This window comes from Metabacillus schmidteae (genome assembly GCF_903166545.1).
In the GTDB taxonomy this organism is placed as follows: Bacteria; Bacillota; Bacilli; order Bacillales; family Bacillaceae; genus Metabacillus; species Metabacillus schmidteae.
In genome coordinates this window covers 370,748-394,396 of the sequence record NZ_CAESCH010000001.1, presented here as the reverse complement: position 1 = coordinate 394,396, position 23,649 = coordinate 370,748, and the positions used below count along the sequence as shown (strand labels likewise).

At 35.5% G+C, this 23,649-nt stretch carries 21 protein-coding genes; all 21 read right to left on the bottom strand.

Annotated features, from left to right (window positions below; genetic code table 11):
• Positions 1-7 precede the first annotated feature (7 nt).
• Positions 8-1,474 carry a bifunctional methyltransferase/pyrophosphohydrolase YabN gene (yabN, locus tag HWV59_RS01810; RefSeq protein ID WP_175637972.1) on the bottom strand — a complete coding sequence of 489 codons (1,467 nt, stop codon included), beginning with the start codon at positions 1,472-1,474 and terminating at the stop codon, positions 8-10.
• A complete protein-coding gene (locus HWV59_RS01805) occupies positions 1,475-3,058 on the bottom strand; it encodes a putative polysaccharide biosynthesis protein (RefSeq protein WP_175637971.1) in 1,584 nt (527 codons plus the stop codon). It abuts the gene before it with no gap.
• Between the two features lie 155 nt (positions 3,059-3,213).
• Positions 3,214-3,750 carry a stage V sporulation protein T gene (gene spoVT, locus HWV59_RS01800; RefSeq protein WP_175637970.1) on the bottom strand — a complete coding sequence of 179 codons (537 nt, stop codon included), beginning with the start codon at positions 3,748-3,750 and terminating at the stop codon, positions 3,214-3,216.
• A 237-nt stretch (positions 3,751-3,987) separates the two neighbouring features.
• Positions 3,988-7,518 carry a transcription-repair coupling factor gene (gene mfd, locus HWV59_RS01795; protein ID WP_175637969.1) on the bottom strand — a complete coding sequence of 1,177 codons (3,531 nt, stop codon included), beginning with the start codon at positions 7,516-7,518 and terminating at the stop codon, positions 3,988-3,990.
• A gap of 170 nt (positions 7,519-7,688) precedes the next feature.
• The gene (locus HWV59_RS01790; protein ID WP_102232831.1) at positions 7,689-7,919 is read right to left on the bottom strand and encodes an anti-sigma-F factor Fin family protein; all 231 of its coding nucleotides are present in this window, start codon (positions 7,917-7,919) and stop codon (positions 7,689-7,691) included.
• Between the two features lie 103 nt (positions 7,920-8,022).
• Positions 8,023-8,580 (bottom strand): aminoacyl-tRNA hydrolase, encoded by a 558-nt coding sequence (gene pth / locus HWV59_RS01785; RefSeq protein WP_175637968.1) that lies wholly within the window; start codon positions 8,578-8,580, stop codon positions 8,023-8,025.
• Between the two features lie 199 nt (positions 8,581-8,779).
• Positions 8,780-9,406, bottom strand: a complete 627-nt coding sequence (locus tag HWV59_RS01780; RefSeq protein WP_175637967.1) for a 50S ribosomal protein L25/general stress protein Ctc — start codon at positions 9,404-9,406, stop codon at positions 8,780-8,782.
• Between the two features lie 196 nt (positions 9,407-9,602).
• On the bottom strand, positions 9,603-10,556 hold the full coding sequence (locus HWV59_RS01775; RefSeq protein WP_102232828.1) for a ribose-phosphate diphosphokinase: 954 nt from the start codon (positions 10,554-10,556) through the stop codon (positions 9,603-9,605).
• 18 nt (positions 10,557-10,574) lie between these two features.
• Positions 10,575-11,951 (bottom strand): bifunctional UDP-N-acetylglucosamine diphosphorylase/glucosamine-1-phosphate N-acetyltransferase GlmU, encoded by a 1,377-nt coding sequence (gene glmU / locus HWV59_RS01770; protein ID WP_175637966.1) that lies wholly within the window; start codon positions 11,949-11,951, stop codon positions 10,575-10,577.
• A 322-nt stretch (positions 11,952-12,273) separates the two neighbouring features.
• Positions 12,274-12,564, bottom strand: a complete 291-nt coding sequence (gene spoVG, locus HWV59_RS01765) for a septation regulator SpoVG (RefSeq protein ID WP_026562422.1) — start codon at positions 12,562-12,564, stop codon at positions 12,274-12,276.
• A gap of 176 nt (positions 12,565-12,740) precedes the next feature.
• The gene (gene ridA, locus HWV59_RS01760; RefSeq protein WP_175637965.1) at positions 12,741-13,115 is read right to left on the bottom strand and encodes a 2-iminobutanoate/2-iminopropanoate deaminase; all 375 of its coding nucleotides are present in this window, start codon (positions 13,113-13,115) and stop codon (positions 12,741-12,743) included.
• Complete coding sequence (purR, locus tag HWV59_RS01755; protein ID WP_175637964.1) at positions 13,112-13,963, bottom strand: pur operon repressor; 852 nt, start codon at positions 13,961-13,963, stop codon at positions 13,112-13,114. The genes ridA and purR overlap by 4 nt, the downstream gene beginning before the upstream one ends.
• A 59-nt stretch (positions 13,964-14,022) precedes the next feature.
• Positions 14,023-14,892 (bottom strand): 4-(cytidine 5'-diphospho)-2-C-methyl-D-erythritol kinase, encoded by an 870-nt coding sequence (gene ispE / locus HWV59_RS01750; protein WP_175637963.1) that lies wholly within the window; start codon positions 14,890-14,892, stop codon positions 14,023-14,025.
• 344 nt (positions 14,893-15,236) lie between these two features.
• On the bottom strand, positions 15,237-15,416 hold the full coding sequence (locus tag HWV59_RS01745) for a small, acid-soluble spore protein, alpha/beta type (RefSeq protein ID WP_175637962.1): 180 nt from the start codon (positions 15,414-15,416) through the stop codon (positions 15,237-15,239).
• A gap of 150 nt (positions 15,417-15,566) precedes the next feature.
• Positions 15,567-15,836, bottom strand: coding sequence for a biofilm formation stimulator Veg (veg, locus tag HWV59_RS01740; protein ID WP_026562427.1), 270 nt, complete (start codon positions 15,834-15,836; stop codon positions 15,567-15,569).
• A 407-nt stretch (positions 15,837-16,243) separates the two neighbouring features.
• Complete coding sequence (yabG, locus tag HWV59_RS01735; RefSeq protein ID WP_175637961.1) at positions 16,244-17,125, bottom strand: sporulation peptidase YabG; 882 nt, start codon at positions 17,123-17,125, stop codon at positions 16,244-16,246.
• A 255-nt stretch (positions 17,126-17,380) separates the two neighbouring features.
• The gene (rsmA, locus tag HWV59_RS01730) at positions 17,381-18,262 is read right to left on the bottom strand and encodes a 16S rRNA (adenine(1518)-N(6)/adenine(1519)-N(6))-dimethyltransferase RsmA (protein WP_175639960.1); all 882 of its coding nucleotides are present in this window, start codon (positions 18,260-18,262) and stop codon (positions 17,381-17,383) included.
• The gene (gene rnmV, locus HWV59_RS01725) at positions 18,262-18,819 is read right to left on the bottom strand and encodes a ribonuclease M5 (RefSeq protein WP_175637960.1); all 558 of its coding nucleotides are present in this window, start codon (positions 18,817-18,819) and stop codon (positions 18,262-18,264) included. The genes rsmA and rnmV overlap by 1 nt, the downstream gene beginning before the upstream one ends.
• Before the next feature lie 176 nt (positions 18,820-18,995).
• Positions 18,996-20,189: a G5 and 3D domain-containing protein gene (locus HWV59_RS01720; protein ID WP_175637959.1), complete on the bottom strand. Its 1,194-nt coding sequence runs from the start codon at positions 20,187-20,189 to the stop codon at positions 18,996-18,998.
• Between the two features lie 242 nt (positions 20,190-20,431).
• Positions 20,432-21,202 carry a TatD family hydrolase gene (locus HWV59_RS01715; RefSeq protein WP_175637958.1) on the bottom strand — a complete coding sequence of 257 codons (771 nt, stop codon included), beginning with the start codon at positions 21,200-21,202 and terminating at the stop codon, positions 20,432-20,434.
• 164 nt (positions 21,203-21,366) lie between these two features.
• Positions 21,367-23,355: a methionine--tRNA ligase gene (gene metG / locus HWV59_RS01710; protein WP_175637957.1), complete on the bottom strand. Its 1,989-nt coding sequence runs from the start codon at positions 23,353-23,355 to the stop codon at positions 21,367-21,369.
• Between the last annotated feature and the right edge of the window lie 294 nt (positions 23,356-23,649).

Genomic DNA, 23,649 nt, shown 5'->3' with positions numbered 1-23,649 from the left:
ACATCCCTCATTCTTTATCTAATTTCTTTGCTTCGTTCCAATAAAGATCCATTTCTTCTAAAGACATGTTTTGAAGTTCCTGCTTATGTTCAAGTGCCCTCTTTTCTATATATCTAAACCGATCATAGAACTTTACGTTTGTTGAAGATAATGCTTCTTCCGGTTCAATTTTATAATGTCTTCCAACATTCACGAATGCAAATAAAAGGTCACCAAACTCTTTCATGATGAAAGAATGATCTTTATTTGCAGCAATTTCATCCTCAAATTCTTTTAATTCTTCTTTTACCTTATCCCAGGCGCCTTCTACTGATGGCCAATCAAAGCCAACCTTTGCTGCCTTCTTTTGCAAATGAAAGGCTTTAGATAGTGCTGGTAGTGAAGATGCAACAGTATCCAATACAGATTTCTCTTCTGTTGTCCCTTTCTCTTTCCGCTTTATTTCCTCCCAGTTTATCAGAACTTCATCCGAATCTTGAACAGATTGATTCCCAAAAACATGAGGATGACGCCGAACCATTTTTTCTGCTACACCTTTAATCACATCATCAATGGAAAACATTCCTTCATCATCACCAATTTGAGCATGAAGAACAACCTGTAATAATACATCTCCCAGCTCTTCAATGATATGATCAATATCATCCTTATCGATTGCCTCTAATAGTTCATAGCATTCTTCTATAAGATATTTCTTTAATGATTGATGTGTTTGTTCTTTATCCCATGGACATCCGTTCGGTCCCCTTAACTCGGCAATAATTTGACGGAAGGAGGAAAATTGGTGATAAAGAATGGTTTCATCCTTCACAGGCGGAATATAGACACTTGTCAAATTATTAATAGTTGTTTCCCGATCTAATTCATAGAGCTCGATTTCTTTTATTTCCTGAAGACTACTGCCTGCAGCTGTGACAATTTTTACTTTATAAGTATCCGGTAATTGCTCCATTAATGTTAGCTTAACTTCTGAGGCAACCATTTGATCATAAACTTGAGTGATAATGACATGTCCTTTAAGCTGCAGGATCTCACCTTTCAAATCAAATGCATCAACAAGCTGGAATCCTTCAACAGGATCTATTTCTAATGCTTGAAAGGTAGAATCCAGAAAGCTCTGTCCACCCTCAATTTTAATATTAAATCCTTTTTCTCTACCTTCTTTTAATAAAAGCTGAACTGTTTTTTCGGCAACAAGCGGATGACCTGGCACAGCATAGATTATATCCATGTCATTTGCTTTCGCAAAAAGAGCATCGACAATTGTTGTATATACCTGATCAAAATCATCATATTGCTCATAAATACCATCAAAGGACTCAAATTGTATTTGATCACCTAATTCACTTATTACAGGATGTTCCTTTGTTCGTAAGTATAGGTGTTTTGATTGAGTCAATAATCGGTAAACACCATAAGGCAGCTGATTTAGATCTCCTGCTCCCAGCCCTACAATTGTAATTGTTTTTGTCATCTATGTACCTCGTTTCAATTTGAAAAGTTTCTTTACTACAGGAATATATTGAACCTCTGAATATGAGAATACTTTCATTTTTAAAATGACCATGATATAAAGAATGCCACCTATCATTACTCCTATTAAAGAAATGATTGTTGAGTGTATACGATTTTCTGATCCAACAAAATTTAGACCAAATTTGAGAATAGCAACCATAACAATAATGGAAATTCCAATTTGGCCAATTGTTTTTAAATAAGGGAAAGAAAAACCCTTGGCTTTTATGAATACCATCATGACCAAAGCCACAATGAAATATGCTCCTAAACTTGATATAGCTGCTCCCATCACATCAAACTCGGGAATAAGTATCAAATTTCCAAGGTATTTAAAAACCACACCGATCACAACAGCTACTGCAGGTACAAATGTATACCCTAAACCTTGTAATACAGCAAACATTGTTAGACAAATTGAGGTAAATAAAATAGATCCGCTTAAGACCATCAGTACATTTGTGCCTGTTGCATCTTTAAAAAGCATGATATTAACAGGTTCTATTAAAGCTATTAATCCAGCAGCAGCTCCAGCTCCAATCACTAAACATAATTTTAATGAAATATATAGCTTTTCCTTTATAAACCTCTCATTTTGTTGCATTTTTGCTTGAGCTATAGCTGGCACAAGTGATAAAGCAAAAGAGGTAGCTACTACAGTACCTAATTGTATTAGTGGTTGTCCTCTGTCATACACGCCTTTCGCAACTTTAGCCAGCTCCTCAGCCATTCCATTATGAAGTAATAACGCATATAAATTCAGGGCGTCCACCAATTGAATAAAAATTAACAATAAGCTGCTTATTCCAAAGCTAAAACTGTATTTAATTAAAGTTGCTACAATTTGTCTAGTTTTAATAGATGCAGATTTATTCCAATGCAAGATTTGATTTTTTTTATTTCGTTTCCAGATAAAAAGAAGAACGAAAAAACCTGCTATACTTCCAATGACAGATGATAACAAGGCTCCCCATCCAGCAGTATAAAGATCATACCCCAGCTGAATGAAAAGATAAGAACTTATTAAAATAAATGAGACCCGAAATCCCTGTTCAACTACCTGAGATATAGCAGTCGGTTGCATATTCTGCTCGTATTGAAAATACCCTCTTAGTAATGAAACAAAAGGAGCCACTATAAATGATAAAGAAGCTATTTTAATAAGAGGGGCTAATTTTGTATCACCCATTACGTCTGAGATAGGATTTGAAAATATGTATAGAAGTAAAAACAATGCTATCCCAAATACTGTTAGATAGATCATAGTAATGGATAAAATCTTTGAACGAACCTCTTCGGATTTTCCATGTCCTAAATCACTCATCACCTTCGATATCATAACAGGAAAGCCGGAAGTTGCTAAAACAACGCTCATTCCGTAAAAAGGATAAACTTGCTGATATATATAAAATCCAATATCCCCTACAATATTCTGATAGGGAACACGGTAAGCTGCACTTAAAATTTTTGTTACCAATCCTGCAATCGTCAGGATGAATACACCGCGCAAGGCTATATTCATATGATTTTTTTCGGTGTTCATTCTATCTCCTCTCAACCATCCTCTATACACAATTATAGCATATAACAAAAACGCAAGCGCCTTGGTCAGCCCTCACGTATCAAGATTAAACTAGTTAATTTTATTTAAAGCCATAAAAAGAGGTAGCGTAAACCCGCTACCTCTACCTCTTTACCTTATTGCTCCATTTGACGAGCTAAAAATCCTGCAGCTGTTTCCACTGCCTTATGTTCAACCTCTCCAATAGACTGCTCCTTGGAAAGAATGATGACTGCTCCAATTGGGTCCCCATTAGCAACAATTGGCCCAATTGTATATGACTTAATTTCTTCACTTAAGCCTTCAACGATTTGGATGTCTCCTGCATCAGCTTTTAATACTGAACTTCTTTCTTCCATAACCTGCTCGACAACTTCACTAATATTCTTGTTTAAGTATTCCTTTTTAGACCCGCCAGATACTGCAATGAATGAGTCTCTATCACAGATTAAAACAGGATGTCCTAAACTATCGTATAAGGCATCAGCATATTCTTTGGAAAAATCGCTTAGCTCGCTAATCGGTGAGTATTTCTTTAGAATGACTTCACCGTCGCGATCCACAAAAATTTCTAAAGGATCTCCCTCACGAATTCGTAGAGTTCTACGTATTTCCTTCGGGATCACTACGCGACCTAAATCATCAATGCGACGAACAATACCAGTTGCTTTCATCTTATGTTGCCTCACTTTCATCGGATGATAGGATAGTGATGATTGTTGTTTTTATCCTGCTGTAAGTATAAAAATAATGATTATTTATGACAGGAGCTTCTTTCTATGTAACAATCATCGTTTGTTGAAATTAGTATCCTTCACCATTCGTGTAATATACATCCTGAATCGGATTTTTTAGGAGAAAGTGTAGAAAAAAGCAACTACTATTATTAACCTATAAAAACATTTTCTAAACTATTTTGTTGAAATTTCCTCTTTTTTCACCTGTGAAAGCCCATTTAAAAGGTCTGTAATGATCGCCAACCATTTTTCAACTTCCTGACCCTTTGAATTGACTGTTAGCTTCAATCTGCTACCTTCCATTCCTAAACCGACAATACGAGGATACTTATTACTTAATTCAAACAGTTTTTGTCCATCGATTTGATTACTAGCTTCATCTTCTATAAGAATCATAATGGTTTCTTTCTCCTGCTTAATGAGTTCAACCCGTTCTTGTATAGCAAAAACTTTAATTTTGGCAATATGGAAGAGATACTCAACTTCAACAGGATATTCTCCAAACCGATCAATCATTTCTTCTTGTAATTCTTCAAGTTCCAGTAACTCAGTTATTGACCTAAAACGTTTGTACATATCAATTTTTTGACGTCCATCAGTAATGTATGTCTGTGGAAGATAAGCATCAACCTGAAGATCGATCTCGACATCAATCGCCTTTTGTTTCGGCTTATCTACTTGTCTTTCCTCAATAGCTTCTTTTAACATTTGAGAGTATAAATCAAATCCTACAGAATCAATAAACCCGTGCTGTTGAGCACCTAATAGGTTACCGGCCCCTCTAATGGAAAGATCTCTCATCGCAATTTTGAAGCCTGAACCAAGCTCAGTGAATTCCTTAATTGCCTGTAGTCGCTTTTCAGCAACTTCTGTTAAGACTTTATCTTTTCTATACGTAAAATACGCATATGCAACACGGTTAGATCGACCAACCCTTCCACGAAGCTGATAAAGCTGTGATAATCCCATTTTATCAGCATCATTCACAATTAAAGTATTAACATTAGGAATATCAACACCTGTTTCAATAATTGTTGTACTTACTAAAACATCGAACTCTCCCTCAAGGAAGCTAAGCATCACTGATTCAAGTTCATTTTCAGTCATTTTCCCGTGTGCAGAGGTAACCCTTGCATCAGGAACAAGCATTGAAATCTCTTCTGCTTTACGATCTATATCCTCAACACGGTTATACAGGAAGAATACTTGGCCACCACGAGCCATCTCTCTTTCAATCGCTTCTCTTACTAGGGCTCCATTGTACTCAACCACATATGTTTGAACTGGAAAACGATTTTCGGGTGGAGTTTCGATTACTGATAAGTCTCTTACTCCAAGCATTGACATATGCAAGGTTCTCGGGATTGGAGTTGCTGTTAAGGTGAGCACATCTACATTTGCTTTTAATTGCTTTATTTTTTCTTTATGTGTGACACCAAATCGCTGCTCTTCATCAATAATAAGCAGTCCTAAATCCTTGTATTTAATATCTTTAGAAAGCAGACGGTGAGTTCCTATTACCATATCAACAGAACCATTACCTAATCCCTTTGTTGTCTCATTAATTTCTTTTCTCGATCTAAAGCGACTTAAGAGGCCTACATTAATAGGATAATCCTGGAATCTTTCTCGAACGGTTTCATAATGTTGTTGAGCTAATATTGTAGTTGGTACAAGCAAGGCCACTTGCTTTCCATCTGCAATTGCTTTAAACGCAGCTCGAATGGCTACTTCTGTTTTTCCATATCCAACATCTCCACATAGTAAGCGGTCCATAGGACGAAGTCTTTCCATATCCTTCTTAATTTCTATAATAGAGCGAATTTGATCCTCTGTTTCTTGATAAGGAAAAGCCAGCTCGAATTCTTTTTGCATTTCACCATCCGGCGAAAAGGCATAACCTTCACTAGCTTCTCGCTCAGCATACAATTTGATTAAATCATCTGCAATATCTTGTACAGAAGACTCAACCTTTTTCTTTACTCGACGCCAGTCATTTCCGCCTAATTTATATATTTTTGGCTCTTTTCCTTCAGAGCCTACATATTTTTGAACTTGGTCAATTTGATCAACTGGAACATAAAGCTGATCACTACCTTGATAGCGTATATTTAAATAATCTTTATGAATCCCATTAATCTCAAGTGTTTCAATTCCAAGATATTTACCTATCCCATGATTAACATGAACAACATAGTCACCAATTTCCAATTCAGAGTAGCTCTTAATCCGCTCTGCATTTGAAAGTTTTTGTCTTCTGACCTGTTTTTTGGCTCTTTTCTTAAAAAGCTCTTCTTCTGTAATTAGAGCTAATTTTTGCATTGGGAGCTCAAAACCTGTTTGTAAATCTCCTTCAACAATGGAAATTTTTCCATTGTGTAAAAATTCACCTTCACCTAATATCTTAGCTTCAATATCATAGTCTTCTAACACATCCTGAAGCTTCTTCGTTCTTTCCTCATTTACACCAAGAAATGCAACAGCATACTGTGCCTTTTGCCAACGTTCAATTTCATTTTTCAACACATTCATTTGGCCATGAAAGCTTTGCATTTGTTTACATGATAGATTTAATATATTTTGAGGACTGGTGTGTGGCACATGTCTTAAGAATAAGGAAAGATAGATGGACGGATGCTTGCTTTTTGACATAACATCCATATATGAATGAGACATTGTCACATCTTGAAAAATCTTTCCTTCTTCAAGCAAACCTGTGAACCACTCAGCTTCTTCACGTTCTAACTGTTCATAAGTTTCATGAATTCTGCTTATTTCATCTAGGATCACGATGGCATCTTTAGAGAAATAATCTAGTAAACTAGTAGGCTGCTCATAGAAGAGTGATGAAAACTTAAACATATCCTGATTTAGCTGATTGTTGCGCAATCGTTCTATATCGTATTGAACATTCTCAATAAGCAATTCCTTTTGCTGTTCATTCTTCATTTTTTTGAGACTTTTCGCTAAACCTTCTTCTACTTTTTGAATACATCTTTCTCTTGATTCATCAGTAATAATCATTTCGACTGCCGGACCAATCATAACGTGTTTTAACATCTTTATTGATCGTTGGTCCTCTATATTAAACGATCTGATAGAGTCAATCTCAGTATCAAACAACTCAATTCTAATTGCATTGTCTTCAGTAAGAGGATATATATCGACAATTCCTCCACGAACACTAAATTCACCTGGTGAACTGACCATATCAACTCTTTCATAGCCTAGAGAGATAAAATGCTGAATGTATTCATCCAAGTCTATATCTTGTCCTAATGATAATTTATATTGTTTTTGTTTCCAAAGCGATTTTGGTGGCAATAATCTCCTTATCCCTGCAACTGGCGCCACAACTATTGAGTTTTTATCTTCAGATAATTGATTTAATACTTCAATTCTTTGTGCTTTTAACTCAGGACTTGCTACGGCAACCTCAGATGCAATTAAATCATTAACAGGATAAAGATAAACATCTTCTTTAATTAGGTTTAACAAATCCTCATAAATTTTTTGAGCTTGGAAGAGGTTATGTGTCACAATTAATATTGATTTATTCAATTCCTGATAGAGTGAAGCTGTAAAAACTGTTCTAGCTGAACCAGAAAGACCTGAGACAAGTTGTTCTTTTAGACCTTCTTCAATGCCGGAAACAATTGTTTTAAAATCATCATTTTCATAAAAAAACTGCTGTAAACTTTTCAAGCTCAGCCCCCCTCTCAATAATTCCATTTCTTACTTCACCCGGACAAGCAAAGTCTTTATTTTCTTTACTAAAGTATTTTTTAAACCAATTAATTGGAATTTTCCAGACCACTTTCTACAAACAAGCAGAAAGGTAAACAGAAAAACGCTTTGGGGGTCACCCAAAGCTTTTACTGAATGAAGTGTTCCACTTGATGAAAATCAGGGTTTCTATGTAATGCATCCTGACAGTCCTCACAAATCGTTTTGATGTGCATATCACCATTTTGCTCGTATGTAATCATCTCTTGACGTTCATCATGTGTTAAATGCTGAAAACCAAGCTGTTCACTGGAAGCAGTTATATTTTCAAGGCTTCCTACCTTTACACCACAGTGTCTACAATAATAATGCAAAGCCATCATTAGCCTCCCAAAAAAAAGGAATGTTTTACGTCTAGTATGGTCCTTTTTTAGTGAGACTATACATACTGTGAATTACGGCAAAATGTTAACACGCTTGTATTTAGTTATATTCATTCATAACTTGTACGAAACTCTTTTGAATCCAATCTTCACAAGCCTTCGCACTATAATCTATCGCTTGGTTGATACCTTCCATTTCTTCTTGAGTGAATTTTCCTAACACATAGTCTGTAATTTTCATTCCGTTTACTGGACGATCTATCCCCACTCGTAAACGGTTAAACTCCTGTGTACCTAAGTGGAGAATCATTGACTTAATCCCATTGTGTCCACCGGCACTTCCTTTAGATCTTAATCGGATTTTACCAACTGGCAGATCTAAATCATCATAAATGACAACGATTTCTTCTGTGCTTATACCATAGTAATCCATTAAAGGGCGAATGCATTCACCAGATAAATTCATATATGTAAGTGGTTTTAATAATATGACTTTCTCTCCTGAAATATGCCCCATACCATATAACCCGTTAAATTTCTGGCGATCGAGAGGAATTGCTAACTCCTCAGAAAGCTTATCAATTACGTTAAACCCCACATTATGTCTTGTATTTTCATATTGTCTTCCAGGGTTTCCCAGACCAATGATGAGCTTCATAAACCCACCCTCCTCTCTAAACAAAATCATCTATTCGGGAACCTTTAAGATCTTTATCATATTATCTCTATTTTATCCTATTTAGCATATAAATTCCTACCATAAAAGTAAAGTGTCAGCCTTCATTTCCTTAAAATATGGATAAAAACATCCATATGAAGGTTTATGAAGAACTGACACTTTTATTGTTCTAGTTTATTTACTCTTGATTATTCTCTCTACCTTCTTGGTTCTCAGGTTGTCCAGGCTCTTGCTCTTCACCACTATCAATTTCTTCTTCCTGCTGTGGTGGTAGTATAGAAGCTACTACCTGTTCTTCATCTTGAACAAATTGGTAATCTGGACTTGTTGAGAGATCTTTAATATAAATTGTCTCATTTACACCTAAATTTGATATGTCTACATCTATTGATTGAGGGATCTTACCCGGCTTTGCCGTAATCGTTACTTCATGTAATGACTGTTGTAATACACCACCGTCTTTAACACCTTGTGCTTCTCCAGTTAGATGTACCGGCACTTCTACCTGAACATCTGCCTGCATATCCACAATATGAAAATCAGCATGAATGATCTCATTCTTTAGTGGATCTGTCTGCATATCATACAACATAACCGCATGTGATGAACCATCAACATCTAAATGAAGAACGGTATTCTTACCTTCATCTCTTAGAGTCTTAATTAGTTCTATACTATCTAATGCTACTGGTTGGCTTTCTTTAGCTTTACCATAAATAATTGCTGGAATCTTACCCGATTCACGAACTTTTCTTTTTGCCGAATTAGTGAACTCTGTTCTTTTCATTGCTTGTAATGTTGTCATATTTACACCTTCCTAACGAAATTCGTCCATATATATTGTTTGCCCATAACTAGAAAGGTATAAACATTTTTCTTACATTTTAGCTCAGATAGCTCCTATTCGGTGAATGTATCAATCAGCTTCCTTATAACATCAAATAGAAAAAGCCTATTCAACACCTTAAAACTACTGGGTATGAATAGACTTTCTTATCATATTAATTAAAAAGTACACTTACTGATTGTTTTTCATGTACTCTAATAATTGCTTCCCCAATAAGTGGAGCAACTGAAAGTTCTACTAGTTTATCAATTCTTTTTTCTTCAGGAAGTTGAATTGAATTTGTTATAACTAATTCTTTAATCTTTGAATTAGCAATACGTTCAATTGCAGGTCCTGATAGGACAGGGTGTGTACAGCAAGCATAAACTGCTTTCGCCCCATTTTCTTCTAAAGCATTTGCAGCTAATGTAATTGTACCTGCTGTATCAATGATATCATCGATTAAAATCGCTGTTTTACCTTCAATATGACCAACTATATTCATTACCTCAGCCACATTTGGTCTTGGACGTCTTTTGTCAATAATCGCAATAGGAGCTTTTAACTTATCAGCTAGTTTACGAGCTCTTGTTACACCACCATGGTCAGGAGAAACAATGACAATATCCTCTAGATCCTTACCTAAGAAATACTCACCTAAAATCGGTACTCCCATTAAGTGATCTATTGGAATATCAAAGAATCCTTGAATTTGTGGAGCATGAAGGTCTAATGTAATAACCCTTGTTGAACCTGCTGTTTCTAATAAATTTGCAAAAAGCTTCGCTGTTATCGGCTCTCTAGCTCTCGCTTTTCGATCTTGTCTAGCATAGCCGTAATATGGAATAACAATATTGATTGTTTTTGCTGAAGCACGCTTTAGTGCGTCAATCATAATTAAAAGTTCCATGATATGTTCATTCACAGGGTTACTAGTTGATTGAATAATGTAAACATCACAACCGCGAATACTTTCTTCAATGTTAATTTGAATTTCTCCATCACTAAATCGTGTAACAGAACTTTTCCCTAAATCAACGCCAACAATTTCAGCAATTTCTTTTGCCAATGCAGGATTAGAGTTAAGTGTAAATATTTTTAAATTTGAATCTCCATAGCGATTAGACATGTAAAGTGAAAACCTCCATTAGGAATTTTTAAGATTTAAACGGTCGACATAATTCTCTTTATTTACTTGTCGAGCACGTGCAACTGATAATGCTTTATCTGGTACATCATTCGTGACAGTAGAACCGGCCGCAACATATGCACCTTTTCCAACTGTAACTGGTGCAACTAAATTTGAGTTACAGCCTATGAATGCACCATCTTCAATTTTTGTTAAGAATTTATTTTTACCGTCATAATTAACTGTAATGGATCCACATCCAAGGTTTACTTCAGATCCAACCTCAGCATCTCCGATATAACTTAGGTGAGAGGCCTTACTACCTTTGCCCATTGATGATTTTTTCACTTCAACAAAATTGCCGATCTTTACTTCATCAGAAATGTGTGAAGAAGGACGAATGTGTGCAAATGGACCTACTTGTACTTCACTGCCAATCTCACTATCATGTGCGACAGATTGTCTAACCGTCGTTTTATGATCAATTTTACAGTTCTTAATTTCTGTATTTGGCCCAATAATACATTCTTCGCCAATTACAGTTTCTCCGATAATCATTGTGCCTGGATAAATTGTTGTATCACGACCAATTTTGGCATCAACAGAAATATACGTATTATCAGGATCTATGATTGTCACACCATTTCGCATATGCTCTTTATTAATACGTTGTTTCATAAATTTCTCTGCTTGTGATAAAGCAATTCGATCATTGACTCCTAATGTTTCTTCAAAAGATTCCGTTTGGTAAGCTGAAATGATTTTCCCCTCTTTTTGAAGAATCTCAATAACATCCGGTAAATAATATTCTCCTTGAACATTATCATTAGAAACATTTTTTAATGCCCCAAACAATTCTTGATTGTCAAAGCAATATGTACCTGTATTAATTTCTGTAATCATACGTTCAGCGTCAGTCGCATCTTTATGTTCAACAATTTTTTCTACTGATCCCTCTTGATTACGAACAATACGGCCATAACCAGTTGGGTCTTCTGCATTTGCTGTAAGAATTGTTGCTTTCGCCTTTGTTTCTTGATGGTGTGCTAACAAAGCAGACATTGTTTCTGCAGGAATTAATGGTGTATCACCACAGATGACAATTGTTGTACCTTCTTCATTTTCAAGAAATGATGCAGCTTGCATAACTGCATGGGCAGTTCCTAATTGTTCGCTTTGCAATGCATACTCTGTTCGATCTCCAAGTTCAGACTTAACTTTTTCTGCTCCATGGCCGACAATTGTGACAACTTTCGACAATGTTAATTTTGTTACTTGATCAAGTACATGCTGAACCATTGGTTTCCCACAAACAGGGTGCAATACTTTATATAGTGAGGATTTCATTCTTGTACCTTGTCCAGCAGCCAATATAACTGCATACCGATTATCCATTTCATAAGCCTCCAATTAGCAATAATCATGAAAAAAACTTGGCTTGTCGCCAAGTCCTAATGGCGAAAGCCTTGGTTTATATCGTCGAAAAAAACAGAACCTTTTTATCCATAAAGAAATATATCTTAAAATAACATGTATTTCAAGACAACAAACAAAAGTACATGATATTTCTAATTTTATCATAAGTTTCATTTTCTGATTAAGCTTGCTTGAAAATATTGTCGAATCTCTAGGATAATGACTAATCAATAGAATCTTATTATTCCCTATATCAAAAAAAAAGAACCTTGTACATCTGTACAAAGTTCTTTTTATTATTTTATGAAGCACCTGCTTCTTCAAATTCTACTTCTAATTCACCTAAACGATGATATTCAGCTAGTACAGCATCTTGAATTTTTCCGCGTGTACTAGAATTGATAGGGTGTGCAATATCTCTGAATTCACCATCAGGAGTACGTTTACTTGGCATTGCAACAAAGAGACCATTATTACCATCAATTACGCGAATATCATGAACAACAAACTCATGATCTAACGTAATAGATGCAATTGCTCTCATACGTCCTTCGGTATTTACGCGGCGTAATCTTACGTCTGTAACTTCCATTCTGTTCACCACCTTTTCCCCCATATGAAAAACTTTAGTTACTAAATTCAACGTTATTTCTGTTATTCCTCCCTTAATTTGAAAATTTTTTTAATTTTAGGCAAATTAATTGACAAAAAGTTTAACACCCAGAGAAATTAAAAAAAGTCAACCACATCAGTGATTGACTTTTTTTATTATTTAACTAGAGCGATAACCTCAATTTCAACTAAAGCATCCTTTGGCAGTCTTGCTACTTCCACACATGAACGTGCAGGCTTATGAGTAGAGAAATATTGCCCATACACCCCGTTAAAAGAGGCAAAATCATTCATATCTTGAAGAAATACAGTTGCTTTAACAACGCTTTCTAAAGACGCGCCTGCTTCTTCTAATACAGCTTTTAAATTTTTAAATACTTGATGTGTCTGTACTTCAATATCTCCTGTAATCATATCCCCTTCAGCTGTTAAAGGAATTTGACCAGAGCTATAAAACAAATTATTAACAATAATTCCTTGTGAATATGGTCCAATTGCTGCTGGTGCTTGACTTGTACTAACGATCTTCATAATTTTTCCTCTCCCATCTCTTTGTTATTTACAATGTGAAAATAGGTACCCTCTGTAACTTGGATATTTCGTTCACGTATATCAACATCAGCAAGTTTTACCAGTGATACATATTGATCAACTAATCTCTCTTCTACACCCTCTGTTTCCACTAGAACACCAATTCCTGCAACTGTTGCTTTAAACTCTTCCAAGAGGCTAATCATGCCGTTGATTGTACCTCCAGCCTTCATGAAGTCATCAATAATCAGCACATTCGATCCTTCTTTTAAGCTGCGTTTAGCAAGTAACATTGTTTGTATACGCTTTGATGATCCGGAAACATAGTTTATGCTCACTGTTGAACCTTCTGTTACTTTACTGTCTTTTCTAACAATAACGACAGGTACATCTAACTGTGCCGCGACAGCATATGCCAATGGGATCCCCTTCGTTGCCACCGTCATGACCACATCAATTTTTCGGTTACTAAAAACTGTTGCAAAGAGACGGCCAATTTTATTAACAATAGATGGGGTACCTAGAAGATCTGTTAAATATAAATAACCTCCAGGAAGTAATCTCTCTGGCTTTGCAATAAGCTCACATAGTTCATCAATAAACTGCTTCGCTTCATTTGCTTCTACTTTAGGAATAAATTTCACTCCACCCGCAGCACCTGGTACAGTTAATAAGGTCCCAATTCCTTGTTGTTCAAACGTTTCCTTAATAATCGTTAAGTCTTCACTAATTGATGATTTAGCAGACTGATATTTCTCTGAAAAAAATGTTAATGGTACTAAAGAATGTGGATGATGAAGCAAGTAGTTTGTCATATCAACAAGTCGACCACTACGACGAAATTTCATGAACTGGTAACCCCCAAAATCCGAATATTATTATAGTAAATATAACTTAATATCCGTATTTAATCAAGGATGTTTCGTTCCCCAAGCATCCTAACAGCAAATACCTGATCACAAAAACCTCTCAAACCATTATATACACGTGGCAAACGTGACTCATATTGCACCAATCCAAATACTGTCGGGCCGCTTCCACTCATTAATACAGCATCAGCACCAAACCTTTTCATTTGTTCTTTTATATTTGCTACCTCTGGATGCATACGTAATGTAACATCTTCTAGGACATTTCCCATTAACGAACAAATTTTTTCATAATTATTGCTATGTAAGGCGTTTACCATTCCATCTACATCAGGATGTTGAACAGCTTGCAAATTTAAATTTCGATAAACATCTGCTGTGGAAACCCCTATAGTTGGTTTTGCAAGTACTACCCAGCAATGTGGTGGAGGGGCAATTTGTTGAATGATTTCCCCACGACCAGTTGCTAAGGCCGTTCCTCCATATACACAAAAGGATACATCTGATCCAATCTCTGCTCCAAGCTTAGCTAAATCATCAAGGGTAAGCCCAAGTTTCCATAGCTTATTTAAGCCTCTTAATGTTGCGGCGGCATCACTACTTCCTCCTGCCAGCCCTGCAGCTACCGGAATCGTTTTTGTGATCGATATAGATACACCCTTTTCAATATTAAAATGTTCCTTTAATAGCTTTGCTGCTTGATATGCTAAATTCCTCTGATCATCCGGAACAAAGCGATTATGTGATACTATACGAATTTCATTTGAAGGAATATCTACTAATTCAACGCGATCAGCAAGATCAATAGTCGTCATAATCATCCTTACTTCATGAAAACCGTCTTCCCGCTTTCGAAGGACATCTAACGATAAATTTATTTTGGCTGGTGCCTTTTCTAAAACACGCATCTTTGTCACCTACTTAAACGATCTAAAATTGTATCAACATTGTACCACAAAAGCAGGTATCGTATTTCTTTTTTCGACAATTCCATCGTATTATCAGCAGATTCTCTGAAGGGATGTAAGACGATGAATCAGTATATGATACAAGTTCTTCTTTTCATTTCTTATCATATTGACGTTATTTTATTCTTTAAAAGGATAAATAGTAAATAAAACAAACATGCAAATGTTGCTGAGTATTTATTTAACAATTTATATATAAACTCAATGATTATAAAAAGGGTCGGTATAAATGTTCATTCAAAAATGAACATTTATAACCAACCCTATAACTGTTAATCTATGCTTTACTTTTGCTGTTTCGCCAATTGTGCCTCAGCCAACTCAATTGCCCGTTTAACCATATTTCCTGCATCACGTGAGCGAATTGCTCCCCAGCCTTCTTCTTTTACGATATCGTAAAACCCTAAGTCCTTTGCTAATTCATACTTAAAGCTCTCAGACATTATTCCACGACGTCTCGCCATCTGTAAACCCACTTCCCTTCAAAAGTAAAAGCTAAAGTTCCCAAATAAGAAAAAGTACTGTGGCTACTTTATTATTTGAATAAAGACAAAAAGATATGTATTGTACAAGTTAATTTTTAAAACAAAGAAAAAACAGTAAACATATGATGTCTACTGTCCACTAACTGCAAAAGAACCTGTTGTATCTTCAAAAAATGTGAGTTGTACTGTTTCAGTCAAAACATCGGCATAGCTGTAAGATACACGTTCAAACGAATTTTCATCTTGATCAAGCTCAATAACAAAGACAGATGGATAGGTTTCTGCTAGTACACCACAGCGTTCTATCGTTTTTCTACGACCACCATTAGCTTTAAGAGTTAGTCGTCTGCCAAGATTACCATCCAAGGATTTTTTAATATCCGTTAGAGTTTTTCCCATTGCATCCACCTCACTAAGATTATTATACAACCTTTCGCCTATGTAAGTCAAATAAAATTTAAATTATAACAGTATCTTTTAACTACTGTCAATAAATTATTTTCAACAAAATTCTCATTTGTCCCTTATAGTTTGAACAATCATCTTAACTTTTATGTAAAGAAAATGAATGTTTTTTATTTTTATTGGGTTGAATGTTCATTTTTATCACTCAAAGCATAAGTTTAAAGGGGAAAATTGCAGTTGAATCTTTGAAAACAATGAATATTTTCTTTTTATATACAGATTGAAATTTCACCACATTATTTTAAAATTTCGTCGAAAATAGCGGATAAAACCTTTGTATCTAAACAATGAGTTTGCATTAAAATAGCCACTTACATAATGAAAACGTAAGCGGCCAGAAATCATTGACTTGAGGGTCTTCTATAAGGCATACCTGTTCTAAGTACTCCTCTTGTTTCAACACCACCAAGACCTTTCTCTCTAGTAAGAGTATTTCTTAAAACATCCCATACATTAATTCTCTCTACAAAAGGTGTGAAGCTAATCTTAGCAACGATATAAACAGGATCCAGTGCATGAATATTTACTCTAGATGGAGAACTTGCAAAATTAGCACCTGCACGTATAAGTGATTCAAAATGTGATTGACATGCACCCGCAAAGATGACAAGTTGATCAAGGTGGGGAACTTTGTTACGTGCTTGTCGTACGGTTTGAACAAAGTGCTTAGAATGCCTATAAGCATTAATATCATCAATGCTTCCTTTATGCTTTGAATACGCATCATGTCCTGTAACTACTAATATATCCGGTCGATACTTCGTTAATAGATCTGTAATTTTTTCAGGCATTTCTTTTTCATTTACATGAACACCATTTACAGGTACCCCAATCTTTTCATACAATGTAAGGCATTTTTTTAAGTAAAGAGGATCTCCATCAACATGAAGAACTCTCCCCGGAATATGGAAAAACTCCTCATTATGACTGTAGCTTGACGTTGCATAATATTCTTGCTTTTCTCTAAGTAACTGATAGTCCTGCCGAAATAAAAAATACGACTGATCAATTCGTTCTTTTTCTTTTTGTTTTCTCGTACTTTTTTCAGTCTCATCCACTATGACCAAATCATTGCAATCTGCATCTGCAATCAATCTTACTTCATCACCATATAATACCGCTACCTGCTCTCCAGTAGCCGTTGTTTTTACATCTATAACGCGAAATAATAAATCCAGGTTATATGATTTTCTTGCTACAACATCTCCAATTTTCACATGCATTCTCTATCACTCCAATGAATGATTCACCTGTTGTCTTCACAATTTTACGTACACGTCAGGTCCTTTTGGCTAAGGATCAGTTAAAATAGATCCTTTTCTAGCCTATGTAGGTTTTTAAATTTGGTGATATTCTAAAAAAGAAAAGAACGAAAATACAGATGCCCTGTCAGCCCAGGCAAATAAGCGCATATCTACAGTTTATGAATTTTATTATTTATAAATAAAAAAATCCAGAGGATTAACCCCTGAATTTTATCATTTGTTTACTATTTCGGCTAAGGTATCACTTAGTTTAGCAAACTCTTCAATTGAAAGTGATTCTCCTCTTCTCTTCCCATCAATTCCAATTCCATGAAGTGCTTCTTCAATCTTTATTTTCTGTTCTTTTCCGTTTGGGAGATAATGAACAAGATTGTTTAATAACGTTTTTCTCCTTTGAGCAAAGCTTGCACGGACAATTTGAAAGAAGAAATCTTCGTCCTCTAGTTCAACAATTGGTTCATATCTCACCAATAAGCGGATAATGGCAGAATCTACATTTGGCTGCGGTACAAACACTGTTTTTGGTACAGTCATAACTGTTTTTGCTTCTGTATAATATTGAACGGCAATTGAAAGCGAGCCATACTCCTTCGTGGAAGGGGACGCTGATATTCGATCAGCAACTTCTTTTTGAAGCATAACGACAATACCCTTTAATGGTAGTTTATCTTCTAGAAGCTTCATAATAATTGGTGTGGTCACATAATAAGGTAAATTCGCAACAACCATAATTTCTTCACAATCATGGAATGAGTCTTCAATTGCTTTAGTTAAATTTGCTTCTAAAACATCTTGATGGATAACTTTTACATTCTTATACGGCTCTAACGTTTCATTAAGTATAGGTAGTAAACGTTGATCAATTTCAAATGCAATAACACGTTTTGCTCTTCTTGCCAGCTGTTCAGTAAGTGCACCAATACCAGGTCCAATTTCAATTACACCTGTTTTATCAGTTACCTCAGCATGGTCAACTATTCTAGAAAGAACATTTGGCTCAATCAAGAAATTTTGTCCTAAGCTTTTTTTGAACGAAAATCCATACTTCTCTAAAATAGCTTTCGTTCGAACTGGGGTTGCTATATCCTTCATCATCACTCGTTTTCCTCCTGCAGGATTTTGTTGATAGCTCTTAAATAGTCTTCTCTGGATATTTGAAACATTTGCAACCTTTTATGTAGTTGCTTTCCATTTGTATAACCTATTTTTAAAAGTAATCCTAATTTTTCCCGTCTATCCTTAGCCTTATTTCCACCTATTAAACCGGCGTCAAGTAAATCATCCATAGCAATCTCACTTGTAAATTCCTGCATTTCTTCCTTAACTGCATGTAGAGCATGACGGATAGACTCAATCGACGCATGCTCAACCCCTATTCCTTTGCCTCTTTTAGGCCTTGCTTCATCTTTTGGCAAAAATGCATGCTTACAGCCGGGTACTAGGTCTGCAATGGTCCTTCGAATTTTTTCACCAGGAAAATCCGGATCAGTAAATAAAATGACTCCACGAGTTTGTTGAGCCAATTTAATTTGTTCAATAACACTTTCTCCTATTGAAGATCCGTTTGTTTCAATTGTATCTGCATCAACAGCCCTCTTTATAGCTGTAGTATCGTCTTTTCCTTCTACAACAATAATTTCTTTTATTTTCATATTTCCTCCAAAAAAGTTGAAACTTTTTCCCAAGTAATTACGTCTTATGTATTGAAGAGATATAAATAGTATACATTCCTTTTAAAAGGAACAAAAGTGTGAGCCTGAAAAAGAACCTGAGTACCGAGAGGATTGAATAAAAATAAAAAACAGAGGAATAAAGATCCTCTGTCAATCTATTCTAAAATTTTAATTTTTACTTTTTTCGAACCCCATCGATAGGCAGCTGATTTTGATGATAAAAACACATCAATTTTGTTCCCTTTAATAGCAGAACCAGTATCAGCAGCAACTGCATATCCATAGCCCTCGACATATACTTTTGTTCCCAAAGGAATAACATTAGGATCAACAGCAATAACTTTTGCATTTGGATTCGCTCGTAAATTCATTCCTGTGGCAGTGGTTCCGGAACATCCATTACAATTTGCAGTATAGGCCGTTGAATTCACATAAAACTCTTTTGAAACAGAATCATCTCCGCGGGAGGCTAAAACAGTACTTACTTGGACAGGTTTTGTTCCCAGAGCAACCACACGGTCTTCACTCTTTTGAACTGTTTCAGTTTTTAATAGTTTTCTTTCTTTTTCTTGACCGTTTTCAATTGTTACCTCGTAATGCTTTTCTTGCTTACCTTCTTTTCCTGAGTTGATAACTTTTTGTACACCTTTCTCAATGTTGTCATCCTTCTTTTCTACAACATTAAAGGCGATCGGTTCTTCCACTACATCGGTGACTTTTTCTATCCGGGTTACTATGACATTACTCTTTTCAGTTAATTCATCTGTTAGAGCAGGTTCAACTTTGTCTAATTCATTTAATTGAACATCTTGATTCTTTAAAAAGTCAGCGACAGTAGTCGAAGTAGTCCAAACTTGTTGCTTTTCTTCTTCGCCAACATTTAGTGTAATTTGAAATGCTTTATCAATTGTTAGTGACAAGTCGTTCTTAATTACTGTATCTAAAGCTGGTTCAATTCGATCATGCTCAGTGACGTCAATATTCTCTTGTTGTATCAGTTCTTTAACTGTATCCGCTGTTGTCCAAATTGTCCTTCGTTCATCACCCATTGCAACTTTAATCGGTTTTGCTGCTTTATAGGCAATCTTCATATCATCTTTAATTTCTTGATTAGTAGCTGGTGATATTTCATCTTCTTGTCTTATATCTATTTCATTCTCTTTTAGTAAATCGCTAACTGTGTTTGCATGGGTACGGACTATTTCTTCTTTACCGTTAATCGTTAATGAGACAGAGTCTTTTGTTAACTCATATGTACCGTACGCAGATCCAGATCCTAAAACTATTAAACTAGCAGCAGAAAGGACAAATTTGTTTCTTATTACTTTTTCGGAAAACAGCTTTTTCATATTTCCAGTAAAAATGAAAACCGCCTCCTTCTTCCTCGTGGATTATATAGAGTATCTTTCGTCTTGTCAACCCTTTGGGCGTTGTCTCATTTTTCCAACGTACTCATAATTATGCTTAAAAAGTCAGGAAAAGTGAAGTAAGAGTTATCGACAAAGTTATACTATGAGGAAGTTAAGACATGTAGAACAGAATGATTTTCTTGAAAAAGTGGACAAGCTCCTGCATAACTCGACAACTTTCGTTATCGAGTTATGCCGAATACTTTCATTGCATTGTCGGATGTTTTTTGAGCAATTTCTTCAAAATCCACTTCTCTTAGCTCAGCAATTTGCTCAGCCACATACTTCACATAACTTGGTTCATTTCGTTTCCCTCTAAATGGGTGTGGAGTTAAATAAGGGCAATCGGTTTCAATTAGTAATCGATCCATTGGAATTTCTTTTGCAACTTCCTTCGGTTTCTTTGCATTTTTAAAGGTAACAGGGCCACCAAATGAAATAAAGAAGTTCATATCCATGCATTGCTTCGCAACCTCTAAACTACCTGTAAAGCAATGCATGATTCCTCCTACTTCACTAGCTTTCTCTTCTTGTAGTATTTTCACCACATCTTCTGTTGCATCACGGTTATGAATAATAATTGGCAGTTGTACCTCTTTAGCTAATTGGATTTGTTTCCGGAAAACTTCCTTTTGTATATCCCTTGGTGATTTATCCCAATAATAATCTAGTCCCATCTCACCTATAGCGACTACTTTTGGATGTGAAGCCAACTCTTTAATCCATTGTAAATCCTTATCTGTCATATCTATTGCATCTACAGGATGCCAACCTACAGCAGCATATATCATGTCATATTTGTCTGTAAGCTCCATTGCTTTTGTAATAGTTTCTTTATCAAATCCAACAACAACAATGTGTGTAACTTTTTCCATTTTTGCTCTTTCTATTACTTCCTCTAAATCCTCATCGAATTGAATTGCGTTTAAATGAGCATGTGTATCAAAAAGCATCTTTATTACTCCCTTCTTTTACTTTATTCGACAAATCTAATTTGTGTTTTACAAAATGTTACACGTGAAACATTTTATGTTTCGGCAGTTTTCTCCAAGAATTTCACATTTGAAAGGTTAAAAAAATTGAGCGTCTCATTATAAATAAGACGCTCAGATTAAGATTATTTTACTCTTGAACCATTTGGAAGGTCAGAATCGACCGTTGCAATTGAAAGTAAATCACCTTGTGAACCGGCTAAAATCATCCCTTGAGATAATTCACCGCGTAGCTTTACAGGCTTTAAATTAACAACGCAGATAACTTTTTTACCTACTAGCTCTTCTGGTTTGTAATGTTTTGCTATACCAGAAACAACTTGTCTTTTTTCATAACCTAAATCTAACTGAATTTTCAACAGACGGTCTGCTTTTTTTACAGGTTCGACATGAAGAACCTCTGCCACCCTTAAGTCAACTTTCATAAAGTCATCAATTGTAATCTCTTCTTCTTGAGGAGCAGCAGGTTCCTGTTTCTCTTCAGCTTCCACAACAGGAGTAGAGCCTTTCATTTGTTCTTTAATATAATTTACTTCCTCTTCCACTTCTAATCGAGGGAAGATTGGTGCCTGTTTGTTTACTTTTGTTTGATTAATCTGTCCAAATGTTTGAAGGCTATCCCAATTCAGTAATTCCTCTGTTTGAATACCTAGCTGGCTGAATATTTTATTTGGAGTCTCAGTTAAGAACGGTTTTAATAAAACAGCTGTGATTCGTAAAGACTCAGCTAGATGAACCATAACCGAAGCCAGTTTATCACGATCTTCTTCGTTTTTCGCTAATACCCAAGGTTGTGTTTCATCAATGTACTTATTCGTTCTGCTAATAAATTGCCAGAGAGATGAAAGAGCAATTGAGAATTCCATATTTTCCATAGCATCTTCATATTTCTTTATTGTTTCTTGTGAAGACTTAACAAGTTGATCATCAAATTCTGTCTGACTTCCATTAAATGTAGGAATTTCCCCTTCGAAATATTTATCTATCATAGCTACAGTACGGTTTAACAAATTACCTAAGTCATTTGCTAAGTCATAATTAACACGATCAATAAACCCTTCCGGAGTAAAGACTCCATCAGATCCGAAAGGAACTTCCCTTAATAAATAATATCTAAGAGCATCTAAACCATATTTATCAATTAATGTAACAGGATCTACTACATTTCCTTTAGATTTTGACATCTTACCATCTTTCATCAAAAGCCAGCCATGAGCAAATACTTTCTTTGGAAGTGGTAAATCTAAAGCCATTAACATGATTGGCCAATAGATGGTATGGAAACGCACAATTTCCTTCCCTACAATATGGACATTTGCTGGCCAGTATTTTTTATATTTTTCATCTTGCTCTGTTCCATATCCAAGTGCAGTAATATAGTTCGAAAGAGCATCAATCCAGACATAAATAACATGCTTAGGATCTCCAGGTACTTTTACTCCCCAATCAAAGGTTGTTCTTGATACCGCTAAATCCTCAAGACCAGGTTTAATGAAGTTATTTATCATTTCATTCTTTCTTGATTCGGGTTGAATGAATTCGGGATTTTCTTCATAGAACGCTAACAGTCGATCTGCATATTTACTCATCTTAAAGAAATATGATTCTTCCTTTACTAATTCTACCGGATGACCACTGTCAGGACTTTTTCCTCCAACGATTTTTCCGTTTTCCTTGATTGGGTCGATGAGCTGAAGCTCAGTATAAAATGTTTCATCTGGTACAGAATACCAACCTTCATATTCATCTAAGTAGATATCACCTTGCTCAACAAGCTTGGCAAAGATTTTTTCCACTACTACTTTATGTCGATCTTCAGTAGTTCGAATGAAATCATCATAAGAAATGTCCATTTTCCCCCAAAGCTCTTTTATCCCTGACACAATTCCATCAACATACTGCTGTGGAGTAATATTACTTTCTTCTGCTTTTCTTTGAATCTTTTGACCGTGCTCATCTGTACCTGTTAAATACATTACATCAAAGCCGCGCATACGTTTATAGCGTGCCATTGCATCACCTGCTACGGTCGTATAAGCATGTCCAATATGTAACTTTCCACTCGGATAATAGATCGGAGTTGTAATATAAAATGTGTTTTGATTATTTTCCATTGTATAACCTCCTTATGCTAACTAGTAAATTAAGTACCTTGCAGTCATCAAAAAGGCCCTCGCCCAAAGGACGAGAGCGATAAGAAACCATTTAACCTTAATGCTATTCAAATACCCTAATCCAAAAGGTACTACTGGTACTCTTATATATCTAAAGATTATTGATCAATAAAGTAGCCCTTACTAACCTAACCATCTCAGACTTTTTCATACTCTTTATGATACCATCTTAACCTCTAATATCAAGGATATATACCTAAAGTTTTAACATTTCTCCAATTCGACATTTTGTTT